The organism is Hydrogenophaga sp. GW101-3F08 (genome assembly GCF_059424585.1).
Genome location: NZ_JBWKZP010000002.1, coordinates 509,256 through 529,853, shown reverse-complemented (window position 1 = coordinate 529,853; position 20,598 = coordinate 509,256). Strand labels below are relative to the sequence as shown.

Genomic DNA, 20,598 nt, shown 5'->3' with positions numbered 1-20,598 from the left:
ACGCCAGCACCAGGCCAAGCCAGCGCGCCGTAACATGCCGGGCATGAGCACCCCAACGCACGATTTCATCCTCATCGGCGCCGGCATCGCCGCCGCTTCCACCGGCTACTTTCTCGCGCCGCACGGCCGCTGCGTCATGCTGGAGCGCGAGAGCCAGCCGGGTTACCACAGCACCGGCCGCTCGGCCGCGCAGTTCATCGCCACCTACGGCACGTCCCAGGTACGCGCGCTGTCGCGGGCGAGCGAGCCTTTCTTCCAGCACCCGCCCGAGGGCTTTGCGAGCGCGCCGCTGCTCACGCCGCGCGGCCTGCTCACGGTGGCCGGGCCCGAAGAGATGCCCGCGCTGCGGGAGGCCTGGGCCGTGCTGCAGCAGACCAGCGGCACCGGGCGCTGGCTCAGCGCGGAAGAGGCGCTGGCGATCATGCCCGTGTTGCGACCGGAGAAGGTGAGCGCGGCCATCCTGGAGCCCGAGAGCTACGACATGGACGTGGACGCCATCCACCAGGGCTACCTGCGCGGCTACAAGCACGCCGGGGGCGAACTGGTGACCGATGCCGAGGTGGTGGCCATTGAGCGCGTGGGCGATCTCTGGCGGGTGCGCGCCGCGGCCGGTGGCGCGTACGCCGCGCCGGTGTTGATCAACGCCGCGGGCGCGTGGTGCGACGTGGTCGCCGGCCTGGCGGGGGTGCCGCCGATCGGCTTGGTGCCCAAGCGGCGCAGCGCCTTCACCTTTGCCGCGCCCGCCGGCGTGGACAGCAGCCGCTGGCCGCTCACGATGGCGGCCGACGAGAGCTTCTACATGAAGCCCGACGCCGGCGCCCTGCTCGCCTCGCCCGTCAACGCCGACCCCACCACCCCGCAGGACGTGCAACCCGAAGAGCTGGACATCGCGCTGGGCATGCACGCCATCGAAACCTGGACCACGCTCACGCCCCGCCCCACCCACACCTGGGCCGGCCTGCGATCCTTCGTGGCCGACGGCGACCTGGTGGGCGGTTTCGACGCGACGGCGCCGGGCCGCCCCAAGCCGGGAGCGCACCCCCTCGGGGCGCAGCGGCAGAACGTGGGGGCCTCGGCATCTGCGCCGGGCTTTTTCTGGTGCGCGGCACAGGGGGGCTACGGCATCCAGACCAGCGCGGCCATGGGGGAAGCCTGCGCGGCGCTGGCGCGGGGCGAGCCGCTGCCCGCGCACATCGCGAACTGCGGGCTCACGGCGCAGATGCTCTCGCCGGCCCGGCTGGCGGCAGGCGCGCCCCAGGCCGCCGGCTGACAGGTTCCGGCACGCCCGTGCCCGGCCGAGGTGGTGGCGCGGCGCTGGCCTGCCGCGCGGGCAGGGGCGGTTTGCGGCTTATCCGGGCAGCGCGTCCCCGAAGAGGTCCAGCGCCGGGCCGTGCAATGCGCGCAGCAGCTCGACCGGATCGACCGCCTGCGCCAGCGAGAGCGCCCCGCTGCGCCGGTACGAGGGCGCCAGCAGACGCAGGGCGGCGTCGACCACGATGGGCGCCGTCACGGCATAGATGTCCTGCCCTCGCACGCCGGCCGTCCGGGCGAGGCCACCCTGGACGAGGCGCACCACCAGCTCGAAGCGCTGCGCAGAGCGCCCGCTGTCGTCCGCCGCCGTGGGCTGCGGCGTCGAAGCGTCGCGGATGTCCGCCAGCGCCGAACGGTTGAGCAGCGAGCGGATTTCGCCGACCTTCAGGTGATGGGCCAGGGTGATGACTTCGCTGAACGGAATCTCGACCATGGCCTGCTGGCCCAGCGGTGCGGAAAACACCCAGTCGGGCACCTCGGCCGAGGGCACGAACGGCGCCAAGCGCCCGTTTTTCACGACCAAGCGCGGCACGGTGTTGCGCTCGCCGGTCTTGCGCGTGCCGGCGGTGGGCCACCAGCGGTCCAGCGCGATGGCCACCGTGATCTCGTCAATCTCGCCGTCGCCCGCCAGTGCGCTGGCCAGCAGATCGGCCAGGCCCCCATAGAAGGCCGCCGCCGGGATCACGACCCGGTCGGCCGCACGCGCCGGCGCATCGAGCTCGGCGAAGCTGGCCTGTGCGCTGGGCTGCTCCGCCGTCACGTCGATGTAGTGGCAGCCGGCCCGCAGCGCCGCCCGCGCCACGGGCGCCGCGGTGTCGAGAAACGGCCCCGCGCAGTTGATGACCACCGCGCATCCGGCGAAAGCCTGTTCCAAGCGGACCGGATCGTCGAGCTCGGCAACGCGCCGGGGAACTGCCTCAGGAATCGTCTCGTCGAGCCGGGCGGCGCTGCGCCCGACGGCCACCACCGACAGCCCGCGACGGAGCGCTTCATGGACGACAAATTGACCGGTGTGACCCGTGGCGCCAACCACGGCGACGCACTTGCTGATGGAATTCATGTGGAGTCCTTTGAAAAAACAAACGATACAGACCTGTCTGTACATCAAATACTACGGACAGGTCTGTATCATGTCAAGCATGTCCACGCCGACCACCCCCACTTCACCGCCAAACCCTTCCCCCACGGGCCGCTCCGGCCCGGCGTCGAGACGCTCCGCGACGGCCGAGCCAGCACCCGAGGTCCGTGACCGCATCCTCGACACGGCATCCCGGCTGTTCTACGAGCGCGGCGTGCGCGCGGTCGGTGTCGATCTGGTCGTGCTGGAGGCGGCGGTGGCCAAGACCAGCCTGTACCGTTATTTCCCCACCAAGGACGACCTCATCGTCGCCTTCCTGGAGCGGGAGGATCTCGAGTTCTGGGCGCAGTGGGACGGCGTGGCCCGGCGGTTCCCCGACGATCCCGCCGGTGAACTGGACGCGCACATGGGCTGGATCGGCGAACGCCTCGCCCGCTCGAACTACCGCGGCTGCCCCCAGATCAACGTGGCCGCCGAGTTCGCCGAGCAGGACCACCCGGCCCGCCAGGTGTCGCGGCGACACATGCAGGCGCTGCGGGGCCATCTGCTGGACATCGCGTGGCGGTTGAACGTCCCCCGGCCCGATGAACTCGCCGCGCAGCTCGCCGTGTTGGTGAATGGGGCCTTTGTCAGTTCGGGCCTGCTCAGCCCCGACGAAGCCACCGGCGTGCTGCGGGCGGCACTGAAGGCCCTGCTGAACGCTGCGCGGGCCGGCCAGCCGCGCCCTTCGTAGCGCCCAGGGCAGACCGCCTGCGGCAGATGCGGGCGTTCGCGCTCGACACACCGGCGTCAATGGGCAACGCCGACCGGTTCGTCGATGGCGGGGTGCTCGGGCAGGGACCACGGCGCCGGCACAATGTGGCCCCATGTTCTTTGCCATCCCCCTTGCCAACAAGCCCACCTGGCACGCGCCGCCCTGGATGACGGTGCTCATCATCGTCATCAACATGCTGGTGTACTGGGGCTGGCAGGCGCCGGAAGAACGGGCGGTGGAGCGCAATGCCGAGCGGTACGCCCGCAGCGGCCTGGCCGAGCTGGAGATGCCGCACTACCTCCGCCACCTGGAGGGCAAGGCCGGGCAGTCGCCCGACGAAAAAACCCATCTGGCGATGACCCAGGCGATGTGGAAAAACCGGGAACATGCCCTGCTGTACCAGGACATGTGGCAGGAGCCCGGCTTTCGCGAGGCCTTGCTGGCGGGCCAGGTGATCCGGGAGAGCGACCCGCAACATGCCGAGTGGCAACGGCTGCGGGCGCGGATGACGCCGTCGGAGCCCCGGCCCTTCACCCTGCGCTGGGCCCAGTACTTTGACCGGGGCTTCACGGACCGGCCGGAGACCTTGCTGACCGCCACCTTCCTGCACGGCAGCGTGGACCACCTGCTGGGCAACATGGTGTTTCTCTTTCTCTTCGGTTTCACCCTGGAAATGGCCCTGGGCCCCTGGATGTACCTGCTGCTCTACCTGCTCTGCGGACTGGGGGCTTCAGCGGTCTCGCTGTGGTCGCATGCGGGCACGCCCGGCTATGGGCTGGGCGCCTCGGGAGCGATCGCGGGGCTGATGGCCATGTACGTGGTGATGTACAAGCTGCGGCGCATCCAGTTCTTCTACCTGCTGTTCTTCTATTTCAACTACGCCCGGTGGCCCGCGCTGGTGATGCTGCCGGTGTACATGGCCCATGAGCTGCTGCAGCAATGGCTGGGCGGCCAGGGTGTGGACTACATGGCCCACTTTGGCGGCTTGCTGAGCGGGGCCCTGTTGATGGGGGCGCTGATGGCGGTGAAGACACTCGATGCCCCCGCCAACCTGATGCCCGCCGCGGCCGCTCCCCTGTCCGACGACGAGGCCCAGGTCCAGGCCAGCATCCAGCGCGCCCAGCGTCTGACCGACGAACTGGACTATGCGGCCGCCAACCAGGCCTGGCACCGCGCCGCCCGGCTGCGGCCACGCGATCCCCAGGTGCTGGAGCCGTGGTTCGAGGTGGCGCAGCATTTCCCCGACAGCGAAGGGTTCCACGCCGCGGCCAAGCTGCTGCTGACCTTGCCCGACACCGACCACGCCGCGCGCAAGCGCACGCACGCCCACTTCCACACCTACCTGAAGCTGGCAAAACCCGGCCCGCGCCTGAGTGCCAACACGCTGGTGCATCTGGTCCCGGTCTTCGTCAAGCTGCACGCCTGGGACGACGCACAGCGGCTGGCCGGGCTGCTGCACCGGAGCACCTCGGTCCACCCCAAGTGGCCCGACACGCTCACCTTGCTGGTCAACGGCCTGACCCAGAGCAACCAGTGGGAAGCGGCCATGGGCTGGCTGCCGGCCCTTCAAGCCCACGCACCGGCGGCGCCGGTCACGCAGTTGCTGGCACAGAAACAGAAATGAAACACCCCCGCGCCGCTTCGCGTCACCCCCTCAAGGGGGCGGCACTGGCCGTCCGGCAAAGCCGGCCCGGCGGTGCCTCTGGATTGGACCGTTTCATGCGTCTTGGGTCGAGCGCTGCGCGGGGGAGCAGCTGGACTGAAGGCCTCAGCGCTTTCAGGCCGAGCGCAGGGGCGCAGCCGGCGCCGCTTCCCCCGTGTGATCCCGCAGCAGCCAGGCCACTTCCTGCGTGCTGGCGTGTTGCGGGTGGCTCTTTCGCAGCGCGCGGTACACCGCCAGCGCCTGCTCGGTGCGGCCCTGGCCCTGGTGCAGGATGCGGGCGATCAGCTCGTAGGCCTGCGGTATGGTGGGGTGGCGGGGGTAGCGCTTGTCGTAGCTCTTGAGCAGCGAGAAAGCCTGTTTGTCGTCCAGGCCCTTCCAGGCCAGTTGCGCCAGCTCCAGCGTGAGATCGGCCGACTCCAGCACCAGGTCGGGGGACTTGGCCAAGGTCGCCGCATGCACCTGCAAGGCCTCCTGGCCCTTTTTTTCCTTGAGCAGGTTCTGGATGAACTTCTGCGTGAACCACCCCAGCGTGTCCTTCTTGTCGGTCAGCAGCAGCACACGGTGGTAGCGGCGCTGGTCCGCCAGGCTGTCCGGGTTGGCGCGCTGCCAGTCGTAGGCCATGTCATAGGCCTCCGCGATCTGACCGGCGCGGATCTGCCCGGCCACTTCCGCATCGCGTTCACGGGCCAACGCGTCTCCGGAGGCACCCGCCCGGCGCGCGCCCGCGGAGTCCCCGCTCTCGGGGTCCTGCACCAGATCGATGTCCAGGTTGTCGTGGTTCTGGTACATGACGTAGCCCACCATGCTGGCACTGACCCAGGCGAAATACACCGCCACAAAGGCGATCAGCGGCGCAATCAGCCCCTTGGGCGCGAGCGGCAGCAACAGCCCCCAGGCCACCGGCATGCCCATGCTCAGCAGCAGCATGAACACGCACAGCAGCAGGTAGGGCATGCCCACCGCCGCCATGGCACGGATCAGCTCCGAGGGGTTGATCGCGCTGCGAAAGCTGCAGGTCTGGATCAGCACCATCAGCGTGGCCGGCATGAGCAGGGACGAGATCACGTTGCCGATCGAGCCCAGGCCTTCGCTGGCCGAGGCCAGGATCGAGATGAGCAGCCCGTGAACCATCAACACGCCCAGGAACTTCCAGGGCAGGTTGGTCCAGGCGGGATCGCTCTGCGCGCTGTCGTAGTCCGAACTGCGCAGCAAGCCCATCGACGCCATGGCCGCCACCTTGAAGCTGTAGCGCGCCGTGGCCAGCAGAATGCCCACGACGGCGAAAAACCCGATCAGCGGGGACATGGTCACCGCGAAGGAACACAGCGACAGGAACACCGCGTACATGAGCGGCCGGGGCTGGAACGGGAACAGGAAAAATGCGTTGAGCCGGTGCCAGAACGGCGGGATCTTCGGCGGGGACTTTGGAGCGCGGGCGCTGGTGGACGGGGCAATGGGCTGGTTGTTGGAACGCATGGTGGTGTGTGACAGCAGAAACATCAGGTAACAATTCCATTGTGCCTGCGGTCGGGCCACCTACCCCGGCCGGTGGTCCAGCCGCCGCAACCGCACGGCGCACAGCGTGGCGACCGCCGCCAACGCGCTCGCGAGCCAGAACACGCTGGACAAGCCGTACGCCGAACTCAGCACCCCGCCCCCCAGACCGCCCAGCAACCCCGGCAGGCCGTAGCCGATCACGGTGTAGAGCGCCTGCCCGCGCCCACGCAGCCGGCCGGGAAAGTGGTGCGAGAGCAGCGCGATGCAGACCGTGTGGTGCGCGGCGAAGGTGATGGAATGCAGCGCCTGCGCGGCCAGCAGCAGCGGCCACACCAGCGGCAAGCCTGCGGTCAGGCCCATGCGCAGCACCATCAGCGCGGACGCGAGCACCAGCCAGCCGGTCAGCGAGAGCAGCGGCAGCCAACGCCCCTGGGCGACGAACCAGCCGATCTCGATCAGCACCGAAACGGCCCACAAGAGGCCGATCAACGTCTTGCTGTAGCCCAGCGAGTCGAGGTAGAGCGAGAGAAAGACGTAGATGAAGATGTGCGCGAGCACGTGAAAGAACACGGCCGCGAAAAACCAGCGCACCGCCGGCTGGCGCAGCAGCGGCCAGATGTCGGGGTGCGCGTCGTCGTGGTGCGTGGCTTCCTTGAAATCGGGCAGCAGCCACACGCTCACCACCACGGCGGCCAGGGTCGCCAGCGTCCAGGCCGGGAAGTGGCCCATGCCAAAGCGCTCGAACCACCAGCCCGTCACCATCACGGTGATCAGGAACCCCAGCGAGCCCCAGAGCCGCACGCGGCCGTAGCGCTTCGCATCAAACGCCCCGCCCTGGCTTACCAGATGCGCCAGCGCCGCTTCGCTCATGGGCATCATGGCGCTGGTGTGGGTGAACATGAGCAGCAGCACCACGAACAGGGCCACGCCGCCGAGCGGGAACCACAAACCGATGGACAGCAGCAACGCCACGGTGGCGCCGTAGCGCAGCAGCTTCACGCGCTCGCCCGTGTGGTCGCTCAGCGCGCCCCAGGCGTAGGGGGCGAACAGCCGCGTGGCAGACTGCACGGAAGTGAGCACGCTGATGGCGATCAGGCTGAAGCCCAGCTCCTTGAGCCACAGCGGCAGGTAGGGGTTGAAAAAGCCGATGTGCGCAAAATAGCTGGCCGAGAGCGCGGCAAAGGGGAACAGCTGTTTGCGAGCGCTCATGAATCAGCGCATGGCACGAACGGGTGGGGTTGGCGCACGCAACGACGGTCTGAATCAGCCCCGGCCAGCCGCGGCGATGTCCGGTGTCTCAACCTTCACGTCGCCACACTGGGCACGGTGCCGCAGCGCGTGGTCCATCACCACCAGCGCCAGCAGCGCCTCGATGATGGGCGCGGCGCGGATGCCGACGCAGGGGTCGTGCCGGCCCTTGGTGATGACCTCCGTGGGCGCGCCGGCCACGTCGATGCTGTCGCGCGGGATCAGGATCGAGCTGGTGGGCTTGATGGCGATCGACACCTCCAGGTCCTGCCCGGTGCTGATGCCGCCGAGCGTGCCGCCGGCATTGTTCCCCACGAAGCCCTCGGGCGTGAGCGCGTCGCCATGGGTGCTGCCGCGCTGGGTCACGCTGGCGAAACCGGCGCCAATCTCCACGCCCTTGACGGCGTTCAGACCCATCATCGCGTAGGCGATGTCGGCGTCGAGCTTGTCGTACAGCGGCTGGCCCAGGCCCACCGGCATGCCCTGCGCCGTCACACGCAGACGCGCGCCGCAGGAGTCGCCGCTCTTGCGCAGCGCGTTCATGTAGTCCTCCAGCGCCGACACGTCGGCCACCGGCGCGAAGAACGGGTTGTGGGGCACATGGTCCCAGCTCTCGAACGGGATCACCACGTCGCCGATCTGCGTCATGCAGGCCTTGAACGTGACGCCGTAGCGCTCCTTGAGCCATTTCCTGGCCACCGCGCCCGCGGCCACGGTGGGCGCCGTGAGGCGCGCCGAGCTGCGGCCGCCACCGCGCGGGTCGCGGATGCCGTACTTCTGCCAGTAAGCGTAGTCGGCATGGCCGGGGCGGAAGGTCTGCAGGATGTTGCCGTAGTCCTTGCTGCGCTGGTCGGTGTTGCGGATCAGCAGGGCGATGGGCGTGCCGGTGGTCTTGCCCTCATACACGCCGCTGAGGATTTCGACCGCATCGGGCTCGTTGCGCTGGGTGACGAACTTGCTGGTGCCGGGGCGGCGGCGGTCCAGGTCGCCCTGGATGTCGGCCTCGCTCAGTGCCATGCCCGGCGGGCAACCGTCGATCACGCAGCCAATGGCCGGGCCGTGGGATTCACCAAAGTTGGTGACGCAAAACAGGGTGCCGAAGGTGTTGCCGCTCATGCACCGGATTATCCCAGAGGCACCGATGGTGCAGGCGTGGACCCGTCTGGTGCGCGCCTGCGCCAGAATTCAGGCCACCGGGTTTGTGTGGCCTTCGGCCACCGGGTGAGAGGCTCCTCGAATGTCCCCCGGTCGGCTGCGCCGCCCCTCCTCCTTGACTTCGCTGCGCTCCTCACCCGGTGGTCGAAGGCCTGCCAACATACAGGCACACAAAAGGCAAAAGGCGGTGGCGAGAGAAAACAACGAGCACCAGGGAGCCGGCAAGCCCCCACTAAAACTCCGCTTCCAGCTCATCAATGTCGTCCGGTTCGGCCTCCGCCGCCGCCACCCATTCCTTCATCGCCGGCAGCGCCATGATGGTGTCGCAGTAGCCCACACAGGCCTCATCGAGCGCCACGGCATAGGTGATGAAGCGCGTGACCACCGGCGCGAACATCGCGTCGGCGATGCAGGGCCTTGCACCGAACAGGTAGGGCCCACCGTAGGTCTGCAGGCACTCGGTCCAGATCGCTTCGATGCGGTCGACGTCGGTGCGGGCGCGTGACCAGAGCTTGTGGTTCGGGAAATGCGCCTTGATGTTCATCGGCAGCGACGAGCGCAGGGCGGAAAAACCCGAATGCATCTCGCCACAGATCGCGCGGCAATGTGCGCGCGCCGCGCGATCGGCCGGCAGCAGCCCGGCCTTGGGCTTGATTTCATTCAGGTATTCGCCAATGGCCAGCGTGTCCCAGACGTGCACGCCGTCGTGCTCCAGCGCCGGCACGCGCATCGAGGCCGAGAGCAGCAGGATCTCGGCCCTCATGGCCGGGTCGTCGGGCGGGATCACGTGTTCGGTGAAGTCCAGCTTCGCGAAGCGGGCCATGAGCCAGCCGCGCAAGGCCCAGGCACCGTAGTTCTTGCTGCTGATCGTGAGTACCGCTTTGGCCATGGGAACCCTCCTCTGGTGCCCCATCCCGAGCAAGGGCTGTGCCACACCCACCGCCGCCACGTGCACCGGCCCGGTGCACTGGCCGCTGGCCCGCTACTTGCCTGCACCCGCTCACGATGCCCAGGAAAAACCCATGATGTATCAGGCTTACCAACTCCAGTCCGACCTGATTTCGCCGCTGCGTCTGCTGGCCCAGCACCTGAGCGCCACGCTGTGGCTGCGCCAGACCGAGGGCACCCTGGTGCGCAAGATGGCCGCGGCCTGCGACGTGCTCTCGCGCCTGCGCCTGACCCACTCGCGCCCGCCCTACAACATCCAGCAGGTGCAGGCCGGCGAGCGCATGCACCCGGTGCACGAAGAGGCGGTGCTCACCCTGCCCTTTGGCACCCTGCTGCACTTTCGCAAGGAAGGCGCCGAGGCCCAGCCGCCGGTGTTGCTGGTGGCGCCGCTCTCGGGCCATTTCGCCACCTTGCTGCGCGAGACCGCGCGCACCCTGCTGCAGGACCACGACGTCTACATCACCGACTGGCACAACGCGCGCGACGTGTCCTTGCGCCATGGCGGTTTTTCGCTCGACGACTACGTCAGCTACCTCATGCGCTTCACCGAGACCATCGGCCCCGGCAGCCACATGGTGGCGGTGTGCCAGCCCTGCGTGGCCGCGCTGGCCGCCACCGCGCTGATGGCGGAAGACGACCACCCGGCCCAGCCCCGCAGCCTCACGCTGATGGCCGGTCCGGTGGACTGCCGCGTCAACCCCACCGAGGTCAACCGCCTGGCCACCAGCCAACCCATCGAATGGTTCGAGAAGAACCTGATCAGCCACGTGCCGCTGCCGCACGCCGGCTTCATGCGCCGCGTCTACCCCGGCTTCGTGCAGCTCTCGGCCTTCATGGCCATGAACCCGGACCGCCACAGACAGTCGTTCCGCCACATCTACGACCACCTGCTCGCCGGCCGCACCGAAGAGGCCGGCGTGATCCAGGACTTTTACGAGGAGTACCTCGCGGTGAACGACCTGCCGGCCGAGTTCTACCTGGAGACGGTGGCCAAGGTGTTCCAGACCTACGACCTGCCACGCGGCGTTCTCACCTGGAAGGGCCGCACGGTCAACCCGGCCGCCATCCGCCGCACCGCGCTCATGACGGTCGAAGGCGAGCGCGACGACATCTGCGCCGTGGGCCAGACCGTGGCGGCGCAGGACCTGTGCAGCAGCGTGCGCCCCTACCTCAAGACCCACCACGTGCAGACCGGTGTGGGCCACTACGGCGTGTTCAGCGGCCGGCGCTGGAACCAGCAGATCTACCCGCTGGTGCGGGACATGATCCATCGCACGATGTAACCCCCCGCGCCGCGCTGCGCGCGTCACCCCCTGCTGGGGGCAACACCTGCGGCTCGGCAAAGCCGGTTCCGCGGTGTTTCTGGGTTGAGGGCACCTCGCTCAAACGCCGTTTCAATGCAAAACGCCCCGGACTCGGGGCGTTTTGCATTGAAAGGGTTTGTGCTCAAGGAAAGTTCGGTTCGTTCTTGCCGGTTTCTTCTTCCGGCCAGTCGCGGATGTAGGCCTTGAGCATCTTGTTCTCGAAGTTCTGGCTGTCCACCACGGCCTTGGCCACATCGTAGAAGCTGATCACGCCCATCAGCATGCGGTTGTCCATGACCGGCATGTAGCGGGTGTGGCGCTCCAGCATCATGGGGCGCACCTGGTCGAGTTCCGTTTCGGGCGTGCAGCTCATGGGGTGGTCGTCCATGACACCACGCACCTGCCGGGTGCCGACCGAGCCGCCGTTTTTCGCCAGGGTGTGGATGACCTCGCGGAAGGTGAGCATGCCCACCAGTTCACCGTGCTCCATGACGGCCAGCGAGCCGATGTCGAACTCCGCCATGATCTCGATCGCCTTGACCAGAGGCTCGTCGGGCTGGCAGGTGTAAAGCGTTCCGCCCTTGACGCGCAGGATGTCACTGACTTTCATGGCTGTTCTCCTCGGGTTTCCGGTGTCGCCAGTCGGGCTGGCATGCATGGGAATATAGCCCACAATGCGCAAAATCCCCACGCTGTGAACACCACGCGGGCCCTGCCCCGGGAGTCCCCCAAGCCCCGGGGCAACCACCCTTTGACGGAGACAACTTCATGTCCGGCTATTCCGACCCCGGCTTTGACACGCTGGCGCTGCACGCCGGCGCCACGCCCGACGCGACCGGCGCGCGCGCCGTGCCGATCCACCTCACCACCTCCTTCGTCTTCGAGTCCAGCGACCACGCGGCCTCGCTGTTCAACCTGGAGCGCGCGGGCCACGTCTACAGCCGCATCAGCAACCCGACCAATGCGGTGTTCGAGCAGCGCATGGCCGCGCTCGAAGGCGGCATCGGCGCCATCTCGGTGGCCAGCGGCCAGGCCGCGTTGCACCTGTCCATCGCCACACTCATGGGTGCGGGCTCGCACATCGTCGCCAGTACGGCGCTCTATGGCGGCAGCCAGAACCTGCTGCACTACACGCTGCGCCGCTTCGGCATCGAAACCACCTTCGTGAAACCGGGCGACATCGACGGCTGGCGCGCCGCCGTGCGGCCCAACACCCGGCTGCTGTTCGGTGAGACGGTGGGCAACCCGGGCCTGGACGTGCTGGACATTCCCAGCGTGGCGCAGATCGCGCACGAAGCCAGGGTGCCGCTGCTGGTGGACAGCACGCTGACCACGCCCTACCTCATCAAACCCTTCGAGCACGGCGCCGATCTGGTCTACCACTCGGCCACCAAGTTCCTCAGCGGCCACGGCACCGTGATCGGCGGTGTGGTGGTCGATGGCGGCAGCTTCGACTGGGAGGCCTCGGGGAAGTTTCCCGAGCTCACCGAGCCCTACGACGGCTTCCACGGCATGACCTTCAGCGAAGAAAGCACCGTGGGCGCCTTCCTGCTGCGCGCGCGCCGCGAAGGCCTGCGCGACTTCGGCGCCTGCCTGAGCCCGCACAGCGCCTGGCTGATCCTGCAGGGCATCGAAACGCTGCCGCTGCGCATGGAGCGCCACATGGGCAACACCGAGAAGGTGGTGCAGTTTCTCGCCAGCCACCCGCTGGTCGGCCGTGTGGGCCACCCGCTGCTCGAATCGCACCCCAGCCACGCGCTGGCCCAGAAGCTGCTGAAACACGGCGCGAAAGGCGCGGGCTCGGTGTTCAGTTTCGACATCCAGGGCTCGCGCGAACAGGGCAAGGCCTTCATCGAAGCGCTCAAGCTCTTCAGCCACCTGGCCAACGTGGGCGACTGCCGCTCGCTGGTGATCCACCCGGCCAGCACCACGCACTTCCGCATGAGCGACGAGGCGTTGGCCGGCGCCGGCATCGGCCCCGGCACGATCCGCCTGTCGATCGGGCTGGAAGACCCGGACGACCTGATCGACGATCTGAAGCGCGCGCTCAAGGTCGCAGAAAAGACGGGGGGCTGACCATGTACCTCACCGTCAACGGCGCCCAGACCTACTGCTACACCGGTGGCAAAGCCTTCGATGCCGCCAAACCCACCGTGGTCTTCATCCACGGCGTGCTCAACGACCACAGCGTCTGGATCCTGCAAAGCCGCTACCTCGCGAACCACGGATTCAACGTGCTGGCCGTGGACCTGCCGGGCCACTGCAAGAGTGCTGGCGAAGCGCCGTCTTCGGTCGAAGAAGCCGCGGACTTCATCGCCGCCTTGCTCGACGCAGCGGGTGTGCCATCAGCGGCGCTGGTCGGCCACAGCTGGGGCTCGCTGATCGCCCTGGAGGCCGCAGCGCGTCTGAAAGACCGCGCGAGCCACCTGGTGCTGGTGGGCACGGCCTACCCCATGAAAGTGTCGCCTGCGCTGATCGAAGCCTCGCTCAACGAGCCTGAGAAGGCGCTCAAGATGGTCAACGTGTTCTCGCGCAGCACCCTGGCCGCCCCGCCCTCGGCACTCGGCCCCGGCACCTGGGTCTACGGCGCGAGCATGGCGCTGGGCCGGCGCGTGCTGGCCAGCAACCCGGCGGTGAACGTGTTCCACCGCGGTTTCGTGGCCTGCGACCGGTACGCGGGCGGCGAAGCGGCCGTCGCCGCCCTAGCCTGCCCGGTGCTGTTCCTGCTCGGTGCCCAGGACCAGATGACGCAACCCAAAGCCGCGCAGGGGCTCATCAAGGCTGCGCAGGCGGCGGGCAAGACCGTGCGGGTGGAGAGCCTGCCGGTCGGCCACCACCAGATGACGGAAACGCCCGACGCCACGCTGTTCGCCATCCGCGATTTCCTCCGAAGCCGCTGAGGCTCATTTGGCGAAGGCGCTCGGCCAAGCGCTGCGGGTCGCCGCTGCGGCCTGGCGGGCCCATCGGCGCAAAGTGCGCCAGGCGGCCGCGCTCCAGCCATGGCGTGGCACCGGCTCCACCAGCGGCGTCAGCAGGTACTCGCTGTAGCAGGCCGGCGCGTCCTCGGACGGGCGGGGCCCCGCGTCGGCGCCGATCAGTATCCAGTCCTGCAGCAGGTCGATGCTGGCGCCGGGGCCGAGAAACAGGTCTTGCGCGGCGTTGGGCTGGGTCAGCCAGAAGTGGCCGCTGACCACCCTCAGGCGCATGCCGGCGCTGGCGTCGATCATGCGCGTCTGGCGCGGCAACAAGCGGGTGGTCTGGGCGGTGGGGTGCATGGCGTGCCTCCTGTGAATGAGGCTCTACTGTCCCGGTTTGCGCCCGTTCGCAACAGGCACACAGATGGCCAATTTGCGCCCTGCCAGATCCGTGCAGGCCGCATCTGTGTGGTCTCTTTCGACCCCATCTGTACCGGTCGGTGCCAGCCACCGGACCCGACGGCGACCGCGCACTGGGTTAGCATGGAAACGCCATGCCAGCGCCGCCCCCCACCCTCACGCTGTGTCCGGCCCCGTCGGCCAGCCCCGCCCCCACCCTGCCGCTGTACCAGCAGATCGCGCAGACACTGGCGCAGCTCATCCACAGCGGCACCTTCAAGGCCGGCCAACGACTGCCCTCGGTGCGCGAGACGGCGCTGACGCAGGGCGTGTCCATCTCGACCGCCATGCAGGCCTTTCGCCAGCTGGAGGAGCAGGGCCTGGTGCAGGCGCGCCCCAAGGCCGGCTACTTCGTGAGGCGCGCCCAGCGCATCGCCCAGCCCAGCCTGAGCGCACCACCGCAACGCAGCTTTCTGCTGGAGCGGCAGAGCCGTTCCGAAGCCTTCGCCCTGCTCCACCAGCCCGGTGACCGCGCCAGTTTTGGGGGGTTCACACCGCAGAGCAGCGACCTGTTCGACGACGAGCGCCTGCGCGTGGCCGTGGGCCGCGCCTCGCGCGTGCACCGGCGCAGCCTGACCGAATACAACAAGGCCGATGCCGGGAGGCCCGCGCTGCGCGCGGCGGTGGCGCAGCGCGCCCTGCACCTGGGCTGCGCGCTCGATGCGTCGGACATCGTCATCACCGCCAGTTGCACCCAGGCGGTCAGCCTGTGCCTGCGCGCCGTCACGCAGCCGGGCGACGTGGTGGCGCTGGAGTCTCCGACCTTTTTTGGCTACCTCGATCTGATCGAGTCCCTGGGCCTGCGGGTGTTGGAGATCCCCACCCACCCGGCCACCGGGCTCTCGCTGCCCGCGCTGGAGCTGGCGCTGGACACGCAACCCATCAAGGCCGTGCTCGCGGCCCCCACGCTGTCCAACCCGCTGGGCTCGGTGATGCCGCTGTCGGCCAAGCAGCGCCTGGTGCAGTTGCTGGCCCGCCGGCAGGTGCCCCTGATCGAAGACGTGGTGTTCAACGACCTGCTGGCCGGCGACGAGCGGCGCAAGGCCGCCAAGGCCTACGACACCGAGGGCAACGTCATGATCTGCGGCTCGTTCGCCAAGACCCTGACGCCGGGCATCCGCCTGGGCTGGGTGGCGGCGGGTCGCTGGCGCGATGCCATCGCCACCCACAAGCGGCTGCAGGGCGCGGCCACGAACGTGGTGTTGGAAGAGGCCCTGGCCGACCTGCTCACCCAGGGCAGCTACGAAGCCCACCTGCGCCGCCTCAGCGCCGACATGCGGCAGCGCCGGAACGAGGCCCGGCATCTGATCGCACACCACTTTCCCCCGGGAACGCGCGTGAGCAACCCGCCGTCGGGCGATACGCTGTGGCTGGAGCTGCATCCGGCCATCGGCAGCATGGACCTGTTCCGGCGCTGCGCCAGCGAAGGCATCACCTTCGGCCCGGGCGAACTGTTCACCGCCACCGACCGCTACCGCAACTGCCTGCGCCTGAACTTCTCGGGCCCCTGGAACGCACTCACCATGCAGGCCCTGGCGCGCATCGGCGAGCTCGCGCGCCAGATGCTGGAGCGCCCCGCCGCCAGCCCGACGCCCCCGGTCCTGCGGCGCGCTTGAGCGCCTCCCGGCGGGAAAACCAGCACCCGCGTTCCAGCGCCCGCAGCCACAATGGCCGCACCATGTTTCACGACCCGATCACCCCACCCATGAGCGCGGCGCGGGCGCGCGAGATCGCCACCGCCTTCGACCTGCGTGCCCTGCCCGCCGACTTCCTGGCCAACCCCTACCCGGTGTACGCCGCCCTGCGCGAGCACGAACCGGTGCGCCACATGCCCGACGGCTCGGTGTTCCTCACCCGCTACGCCGACCTGGTGGCGGTGTACCGCGACGCGGCCACCTTCAGTTCCGACAAACACGTCGAGTTCGCGCCCAAGTACGGCGCGGACTCGCCGCTGTACGAGCACCACACCACCAGTCTGGTGTTCAACGACCCGCCGCTGCACACCCGCGTGCGCAAGCTCATCATGGGCGCCCTCACGCGCCGCGCCATCGCCGACATGGAGCCCGGGCTGGTGACGCTGGTGGACGGCCTGCTCGACCGCATCGCCGACCAGGGCGGCGGCGACCTGATCGAAGACTTCGCCTCGGCCATTCCGGTGGAGATCATCGGCAACCTGCTGGGCGTGCCGCACCAAGACCGCGGGCCGCTGCGCGCCTGGTCGCTCGCCATCCTGGGCGCGCTGGAGCCGGTGGTGTCGCCCGCGCAGCACGCGCTGGGCAACCAGAGCGTGACCGAGATGCTGGATTACCTGCGCACCCTGGTGGTCGAGCGCCGCCAGCGCCCCGGCGACCCGGAGCGCGACGTGCTCACGCGCCTGATCCAGGGCGAGGTGGATGGCGAAAAGCTCAGCGAGGTCGAGCTCCTGCAGAACTGCATCTTCCTGCTCAACGCCGGCCACGAGACCACCACCAACCTGATCGGCAACGGCCTGATCCTGCTCGAAGAAAACCCGGCGGCCAAAGCCGGTCTGCTGGCCGATCTGCGGGCCACGGCGGGAGATGCCGCCGCGCAGGAACAGCTGCTCACGCTCGCGGTGGACGAGGTCCTGCGCTTCGAATCCTCCAACCAGCTCGGCAACCGGCGCGCCCTGAAGGCCACGCAGGTGGGCGGTGTGGACCTGCCCGCGGGTGCGCTGGTCACGCTGTGCATCGGCGCGGCCAACCGCGATCCGGCACAGTTCGCCCGGCCCGAGACGCTGGACCTGCAACGCGAGGGCAACAAGCACCTGGCGTTCGGCTTCGGCATCCACCAGTGCGCGGGCCTGAGCCTGGCGCGGCTCGAAGGCCGCATCGCCATCGGCCGCTTTCTGCAGCGCTTCCCGGGCGTCCGGCTCAGCCAGGCGCCGATGCGCGGCGGACGGGCGCGCTTTCGCGGCTTTCTGCGCGCGCCGTTCAGCCTGCGCTGAACAGCACCCAGCGGATCGGATCAGCCGGCAGCGACCGACGGTCCTGTCCCCGCCCCTTGCGGGTCCTCCGCCACGTCGGGGGTTTGCGCCAGCGCCTGCGCCAGGGTCATCTGCGACCAGCGGCTTTCGGACCAGAAGCGCGCGTTGCCGGGTCTGCTCGCCAGCAGCAGGCGGTCCAGCAGGGGCGCCATCGGGGTTGCCGCCGGGTCCACCAGCAGCACATAGCGCTCGTCCTCTTCGTCCAGCCGGCCCAGCCAGTCCAGCGCCACCAGCGCCGCCACCGGCTCTTCGAGCTGCAGCGCGTCCACCCGCAGCACCTGGGCCAGGGCCGACAGGCCCATGCCTTTGGGCGCGTCGTCGCGCACGCGGTGCAACTGCTGCAGCAGCTCCAGCGCCAGCTGGAAATTCCAGCCTGGGCTGTCGCCGCGCCGCGCCACGCCCGAGAGCAGGCTGGGCAGGTAGGCGGCCACCACCGCGCCCAGCAGCACGATCACCCAGGCCACGTAGAACCACACCAGCAGGATCGGCACGGTGGCGAAGGTGCCGTACACCACCGAATACGTGGGCACCTGCGCCAGGTACAGAGCCAGCGCCTTCTTGGCCAGCTCCAGGCCGATGGCCACGAAGGCGCCACCCACCAGCGCATGGCTCCAGCGCACATGGGTGTTGGGCACGTAGCGGTAGAGCGCGGCCAGCCCGCCGGTCACCAGCGCGAACTGCACCGAATCCAGCAGCAGGCGGATGCCGCCCGGCATGAACGACACCACGCCGCGCGAGATGGTCAGGGCGTAGGAAGTGGCGGTGAGGCTGCCAGCCAGCAGCAGCGGCCCCAGGGTCAGCACCGCCCAATACACCAGCACGCGCTGGGTCAGGGAACGCGCCTGGCGCACGCGCCAGATGTCGTTGAGCTTGCGGTCGATGGTGAGGATCAGGGCCAGCGCGGTCACCAGCAGCACCAGCGCGCCGGCCCAGCCCATCTGCCCGGCCTTGTTGGCGAACTGGTTGAGGTAGCTCAGCACCTGCTTGGCGATGTTGTCGGGCACCAGGCTCTGGATCAGCCAGCGCTGCAGCGTGGCCTGCAGCCGGTCGAACATGGGGAAGGCGCTGAAGATGGCCAGCGCCACGGTGAACAGCGGCACCAGCGAGATGGTGGTGGTGAAGGTCAGGCTGCTGGCGGTCACGCCCAGGCGGTCTTCGCGAAAGCGCTCGCGCAGCGTGAAAGCGGTGTTGCGCCAGGGGAATTTCAGCGTGTCGCGCCACAGTTCGCGCAAGAGGGTTTCCATCGTCCGCAGACGCTCGATCAGGGTCATCCCGGTATCATGCCATTTGCCCATCACGCGTCCGCGCCCCTCCCCGTTATGCCCGATCCCACCCTTGTTTCTCCTGCCTCCAACCCGGCGCCCGCCGTGCGCGCCACGCGCTGGCTTGCCGTGGGCAGCCTGCTGGGTCTGATCGTGCTGGGCCTGGCCTGGGAACTCTGGCTCGCACCGCTGCGCCCGGGTGGTTCGTGGCTGGTGCTCAAGGTGCTGCCGCTGACCCTGCCGCTGGCCGGGCTGCTGAAGAACCGCATGTACACCTACCGCTGGCTCAGCCTGCTGGTGTGGGTCTATTTCACCGAAGGCGCGGTGCGCGCCACCAGCGAGAGCGGGCTGTCCGCCGCGCTGGCCGGCATCGAGGTGCTGCTGTGCGTGGCGCTGTTCGTGGCCTGCGCGCTGCACGTGCGCATGCGTCTGCGCGCCGCGGGCAAGGATGCGGTGGAAGCCGACAAGGCCCGCCACGCCGCCGCCACCGGCGCTGCGGCCGACCCCGTGGCAACGCCGTCCCCACACGCATGAATACCTTGCTCAACGAACTGCGGCGCATCGTGGGGGGCCCCCACGTGCTCACGCACGAAGACCCCGCCACCGATCTGAGCGCCTGGGAGCGGGACTGGCGCCAGCGCGCCCATGGCCGCGCCCTGGCCGTGGTGCGCCCGGGCAGCACGGCCGAAGTGGCGGCGGCGGTGAAGGCCTGCGCCGCCGCGGGTGCGTCCATCGTGCCGCAAGGCGGCAACACCGGCCTGGTGGTGGGCTCGGTGCCCGACGGCAGCGGCACGCAGGTGGTGCTCAGCCTCACGCGGCTCAACGCTGTGCGCGCCATCGACAGCGCCAACCTCACCATGACGGTGGAGGCCGGCTGCGTGCTGCAGACGCTGCAGGAAACGGCCGAGAAGGCCGGTTTCCTGTTTCCGCTCTCGCTCGCGGCCGAAGGCAGCTGCACCATCGGCGGCAACCTGGCCGCCAACGCCGGCGGCACGCAGGTGGTGCGCTATGGCAACGCGCGCGAACTCTGCCTGGGCCTCGAAGTGGTGACCGCGCAGGGCGAGGTCTGGCACGGCCTGAGCGGCCTGCGCAAGGACAACACCGGCTACGACCTGCGCGATCTGTTCATCGGCAGCGAGGGCACGCTGGGCATCATCACCGCGGCCACCATGAAGCTCTACCCGCTGCCCGCCGCCACGCTCACGGCCTGGGCCGCCGTGCCCTCGCTGGAGACGGCGGTGACCCTGCTCGGCCTGGCGCACCAGCACCTGGGCGCGAGCCTCACCGGCTTCGAAGTCATGGGCCAGTTCGCGCTGGGCCTGGTAGCGAAACATTTCCCGCAGCAGCGCGTGCCGCTGTGGGAAGACACCCCCTATTGCGTCCTCCTGGAAAACAGCGACAGCGAGTCCGAACAGCACGCCCGCGCGCAGTTCGAGCGCCTGCTGGAAACCGCGTTCGAGAACGGCGTGGTGAGCGACGCCGTGGTGGCCGAGAGCCTGCAGCAGGCGCACGCGCTCTGGCACATCCGCGAGAGCATTCCGCTGGCGCAGGCCGAAGAAGGCCTGAACATCAAACACGACATCAGCATCCCGGTGTCCAGCATCCCGGCCTTCTGCGAAGAGACCGATGCCTTGCTGGAGCGCGAGATTCCGGGCGTGCGCCTGGTCAACTTCGGCCACCTGGGCGACGGCAACCTGCACTACAACGTGCAGGCGCCGGCCGATGGCGACCCCAAGGCCTTCCTGCGCGAGCAGGAAGCGCGTGTGAACACCCTGGTGTTCGACGCGGTGGCACGGTTCAAAGGCTCGATCAGTGCCGAGCACGGCATTGGCAGTCTCAAGGTGGACAAGCTGCCGCACTACAAAGACCCGGTGGCGCTGGCCCTGATGCGCTCCATCAAACAGGCGCTGGACCCGCAGAACCTGCTCAACCCCGGGCGCGTGCTGTTGCCCTGAACCCGGCAGCGGGGCCACCTGCCCCCTTGCACACCCCGAGATCCG

General features: G+C 68.9%; 18 protein-coding genes. 10 read left to right on the top strand and 8 right to left on the bottom strand.

Annotation, left to right across the window (positions count from 1 at the left end; all coding sequences use genetic code 11):
* Positions 1-43 precede the first annotated feature (43 nt).
* On the top strand, positions 44-1,270 hold the full coding sequence (locus AC07YZ_RS08120; RefSeq protein ID WP_494794379.1) for an NAD(P)/FAD-dependent oxidoreductase: 1,227 nt from the start codon (positions 44-46) through the stop codon (positions 1,268-1,270).
* A gap of 78 nt (positions 1,271-1,348) precedes the next feature.
* Here the strand turns inward: AC07YZ_RS08120 and AC07YZ_RS08115 are convergent, their stop codons facing one another.
* Entirely contained in the window at positions 1,349-2,371 is a 1,023-nt protein-coding gene (locus AC07YZ_RS08115) for a saccharopine dehydrogenase NADP-binding domain-containing protein (protein ID WP_494794378.1), read from the bottom strand.
* On the opposite strand from AC07YZ_RS08115, the gene AC07YZ_RS08110 reads away from it, so the two are divergent.
* Both AC07YZ_RS08110 and AC07YZ_RS08105 read left to right on the top strand, forming a co-directional pair.
* Positions 2,361-3,122, top strand: a complete 762-nt coding sequence (locus AC07YZ_RS08110) for a TetR/AcrR family transcriptional regulator (RefSeq protein ID WP_494794569.1) — start codon at positions 2,361-2,363, stop codon at positions 3,120-3,122. The two genes, AC07YZ_RS08115 and AC07YZ_RS08110, sit on opposite strands and share 11 nt — an antisense overlap.
* 133 nt (positions 3,123-3,255) lie before the next feature.
* Positions 3,256-4,767 carry a rhomboid family intramembrane serine protease gene (locus tag AC07YZ_RS08105; RefSeq protein ID WP_494794377.1) on the top strand — a complete coding sequence of 504 codons (1,512 nt, stop codon included), beginning with the start codon at positions 3,256-3,258 and terminating at the stop codon, positions 4,765-4,767.
* A 153-nt stretch (positions 4,768-4,920) separates the two neighbouring features.
* Here the strand turns inward: AC07YZ_RS08105 and AC07YZ_RS08100 are convergent, their stop codons facing one another.
* The 4 genes from AC07YZ_RS08100 to AC07YZ_RS08085 all read right to left on the bottom strand — a co-directional run bounded on the left by AC07YZ_RS08100 (position 4,921) and on the right by AC07YZ_RS08085 (position 9,595).
* On the bottom strand, positions 4,921-6,306 hold the full coding sequence (locus AC07YZ_RS08100) for a tetratricopeptide repeat protein (RefSeq protein WP_494794376.1): 1,386 nt from the start codon (positions 6,304-6,306) through the stop codon (positions 4,921-4,923).
* A 36-nt stretch (positions 6,307-6,342) separates the two neighbouring features.
* Complete coding sequence (locus AC07YZ_RS08095) at positions 6,343-7,512, bottom strand: MFS transporter (protein ID WP_226493684.1); 1,170 nt, start codon at positions 7,510-7,512, stop codon at positions 6,343-6,345.
* 54 nt (positions 7,513-7,566) lie between these two features.
* Positions 7,567-8,667 carry a chorismate synthase gene (aroC, locus tag AC07YZ_RS08090; RefSeq protein WP_494794375.1) on the bottom strand — a complete coding sequence of 367 codons (1,101 nt, stop codon included), beginning with the start codon at positions 8,665-8,667 and terminating at the stop codon, positions 7,567-7,569.
* A gap of 271 nt (positions 8,668-8,938) precedes the next feature.
* Positions 8,939-9,595, bottom strand: coding sequence for a glutathione S-transferase (locus tag AC07YZ_RS08085; protein ID WP_226493686.1), 657 nt, complete (start codon positions 9,593-9,595; stop codon positions 8,939-8,941).
* Between the two features lie 133 nt (positions 9,596-9,728).
* Between AC07YZ_RS08085 and AC07YZ_RS08080 the strand changes: the two genes are divergently transcribed.
* Positions 9,729-10,937 (top strand): polyhydroxyalkanoate depolymerase, encoded by a 1,209-nt coding sequence (locus tag AC07YZ_RS08080; RefSeq protein ID WP_494794568.1) that lies wholly within the window; start codon positions 9,729-9,731, stop codon positions 10,935-10,937.
* 163 nt (positions 10,938-11,100) lie between these two features.
* On the opposite strand, the gene AC07YZ_RS08075 is transcribed toward AC07YZ_RS08080, so the two are convergent.
* Positions 11,101-11,568, bottom strand: a complete 468-nt coding sequence (locus AC07YZ_RS08075; protein ID WP_068167015.1) for a CBS domain-containing protein — start codon at positions 11,566-11,568, stop codon at positions 11,101-11,103.
* 158 nt (positions 11,569-11,726) lie between these two features.
* Between AC07YZ_RS08075 and AC07YZ_RS08070 the strand changes: the two genes are divergently transcribed.
* Entirely contained in the window at positions 11,727-13,034 is a 1,308-nt protein-coding gene (locus AC07YZ_RS08070; RefSeq protein ID WP_494794374.1) for an O-acetylhomoserine aminocarboxypropyltransferase, read from the top strand.
* A 2-nt stretch (positions 13,035-13,036) separates the two neighbouring features.
* The gene (locus AC07YZ_RS08065) at positions 13,037-13,858 is read left to right on the top strand and encodes an alpha/beta fold hydrolase (RefSeq protein ID WP_494794373.1); all 822 of its coding nucleotides are present in this window, start codon (positions 13,037-13,039) and stop codon (positions 13,856-13,858) included.
* A 3-nt stretch (positions 13,859-13,861) separates the two neighbouring features.
* Here the strand turns inward: AC07YZ_RS08065 and AC07YZ_RS08060 are convergent, their stop codons facing one another.
* Positions 13,862-14,233, bottom strand: a complete 372-nt coding sequence (locus AC07YZ_RS08060) for a DUF2917 domain-containing protein (protein ID WP_226493690.1) — start codon at positions 14,231-14,233, stop codon at positions 13,862-13,864.
* Between the two features lie 194 nt (positions 14,234-14,427).
* Between AC07YZ_RS08060 and AC07YZ_RS08055 the strand changes: the two genes are divergently transcribed.
* Both AC07YZ_RS08055 and AC07YZ_RS08050 read left to right on the top strand, forming a co-directional pair.
* The gene (locus tag AC07YZ_RS08055; RefSeq protein WP_226493691.1) at positions 14,428-15,948 is read left to right on the top strand and encodes an aminotransferase-like domain-containing protein; all 1,521 of its coding nucleotides are present in this window, start codon (positions 14,428-14,430) and stop codon (positions 15,946-15,948) included.
* Between the two features lie 62 nt (positions 15,949-16,010).
* Positions 16,011-17,297 carry a cytochrome P450 gene (locus AC07YZ_RS08050; RefSeq protein WP_494794372.1) on the top strand — a complete coding sequence of 429 codons (1,287 nt, stop codon included), beginning with the start codon at positions 16,011-16,013 and terminating at the stop codon, positions 17,295-17,297.
* A 20-nt stretch (positions 17,298-17,317) separates the two neighbouring features.
* Here AC07YZ_RS08050 and AC07YZ_RS08045 read toward each other — a convergent pair whose 3' ends face one another.
* Positions 17,318-18,607 carry a YihY family inner membrane protein gene (locus AC07YZ_RS08045; RefSeq protein ID WP_494794371.1) on the bottom strand — a complete coding sequence of 430 codons (1,290 nt, stop codon included), beginning with the start codon at positions 18,605-18,607 and terminating at the stop codon, positions 17,318-17,320.
* A 48-nt stretch (positions 18,608-18,655) separates the two neighbouring features.
* Here AC07YZ_RS08045 and AC07YZ_RS08040 point away from each other — a divergent pair, with 48 nt between their 5' ends.
* Positions 18,656-19,132, top strand: a complete 477-nt coding sequence (locus AC07YZ_RS08040; protein WP_494794370.1) for a DUF2069 domain-containing protein — start codon at positions 18,656-18,658, stop codon at positions 19,130-19,132.
* Positions 19,129-20,553, top strand: coding sequence for an FAD-binding oxidoreductase (locus tag AC07YZ_RS08035; protein WP_494794369.1), 1,425 nt, complete (start codon positions 19,129-19,131; stop codon positions 20,551-20,553). Before AC07YZ_RS08040 ends, AC07YZ_RS08035 begins: the two co-directional genes overlap by 4 nt.
* The last annotated feature ends 45 nt before the right edge of the window (positions 20,554-20,598 follow it).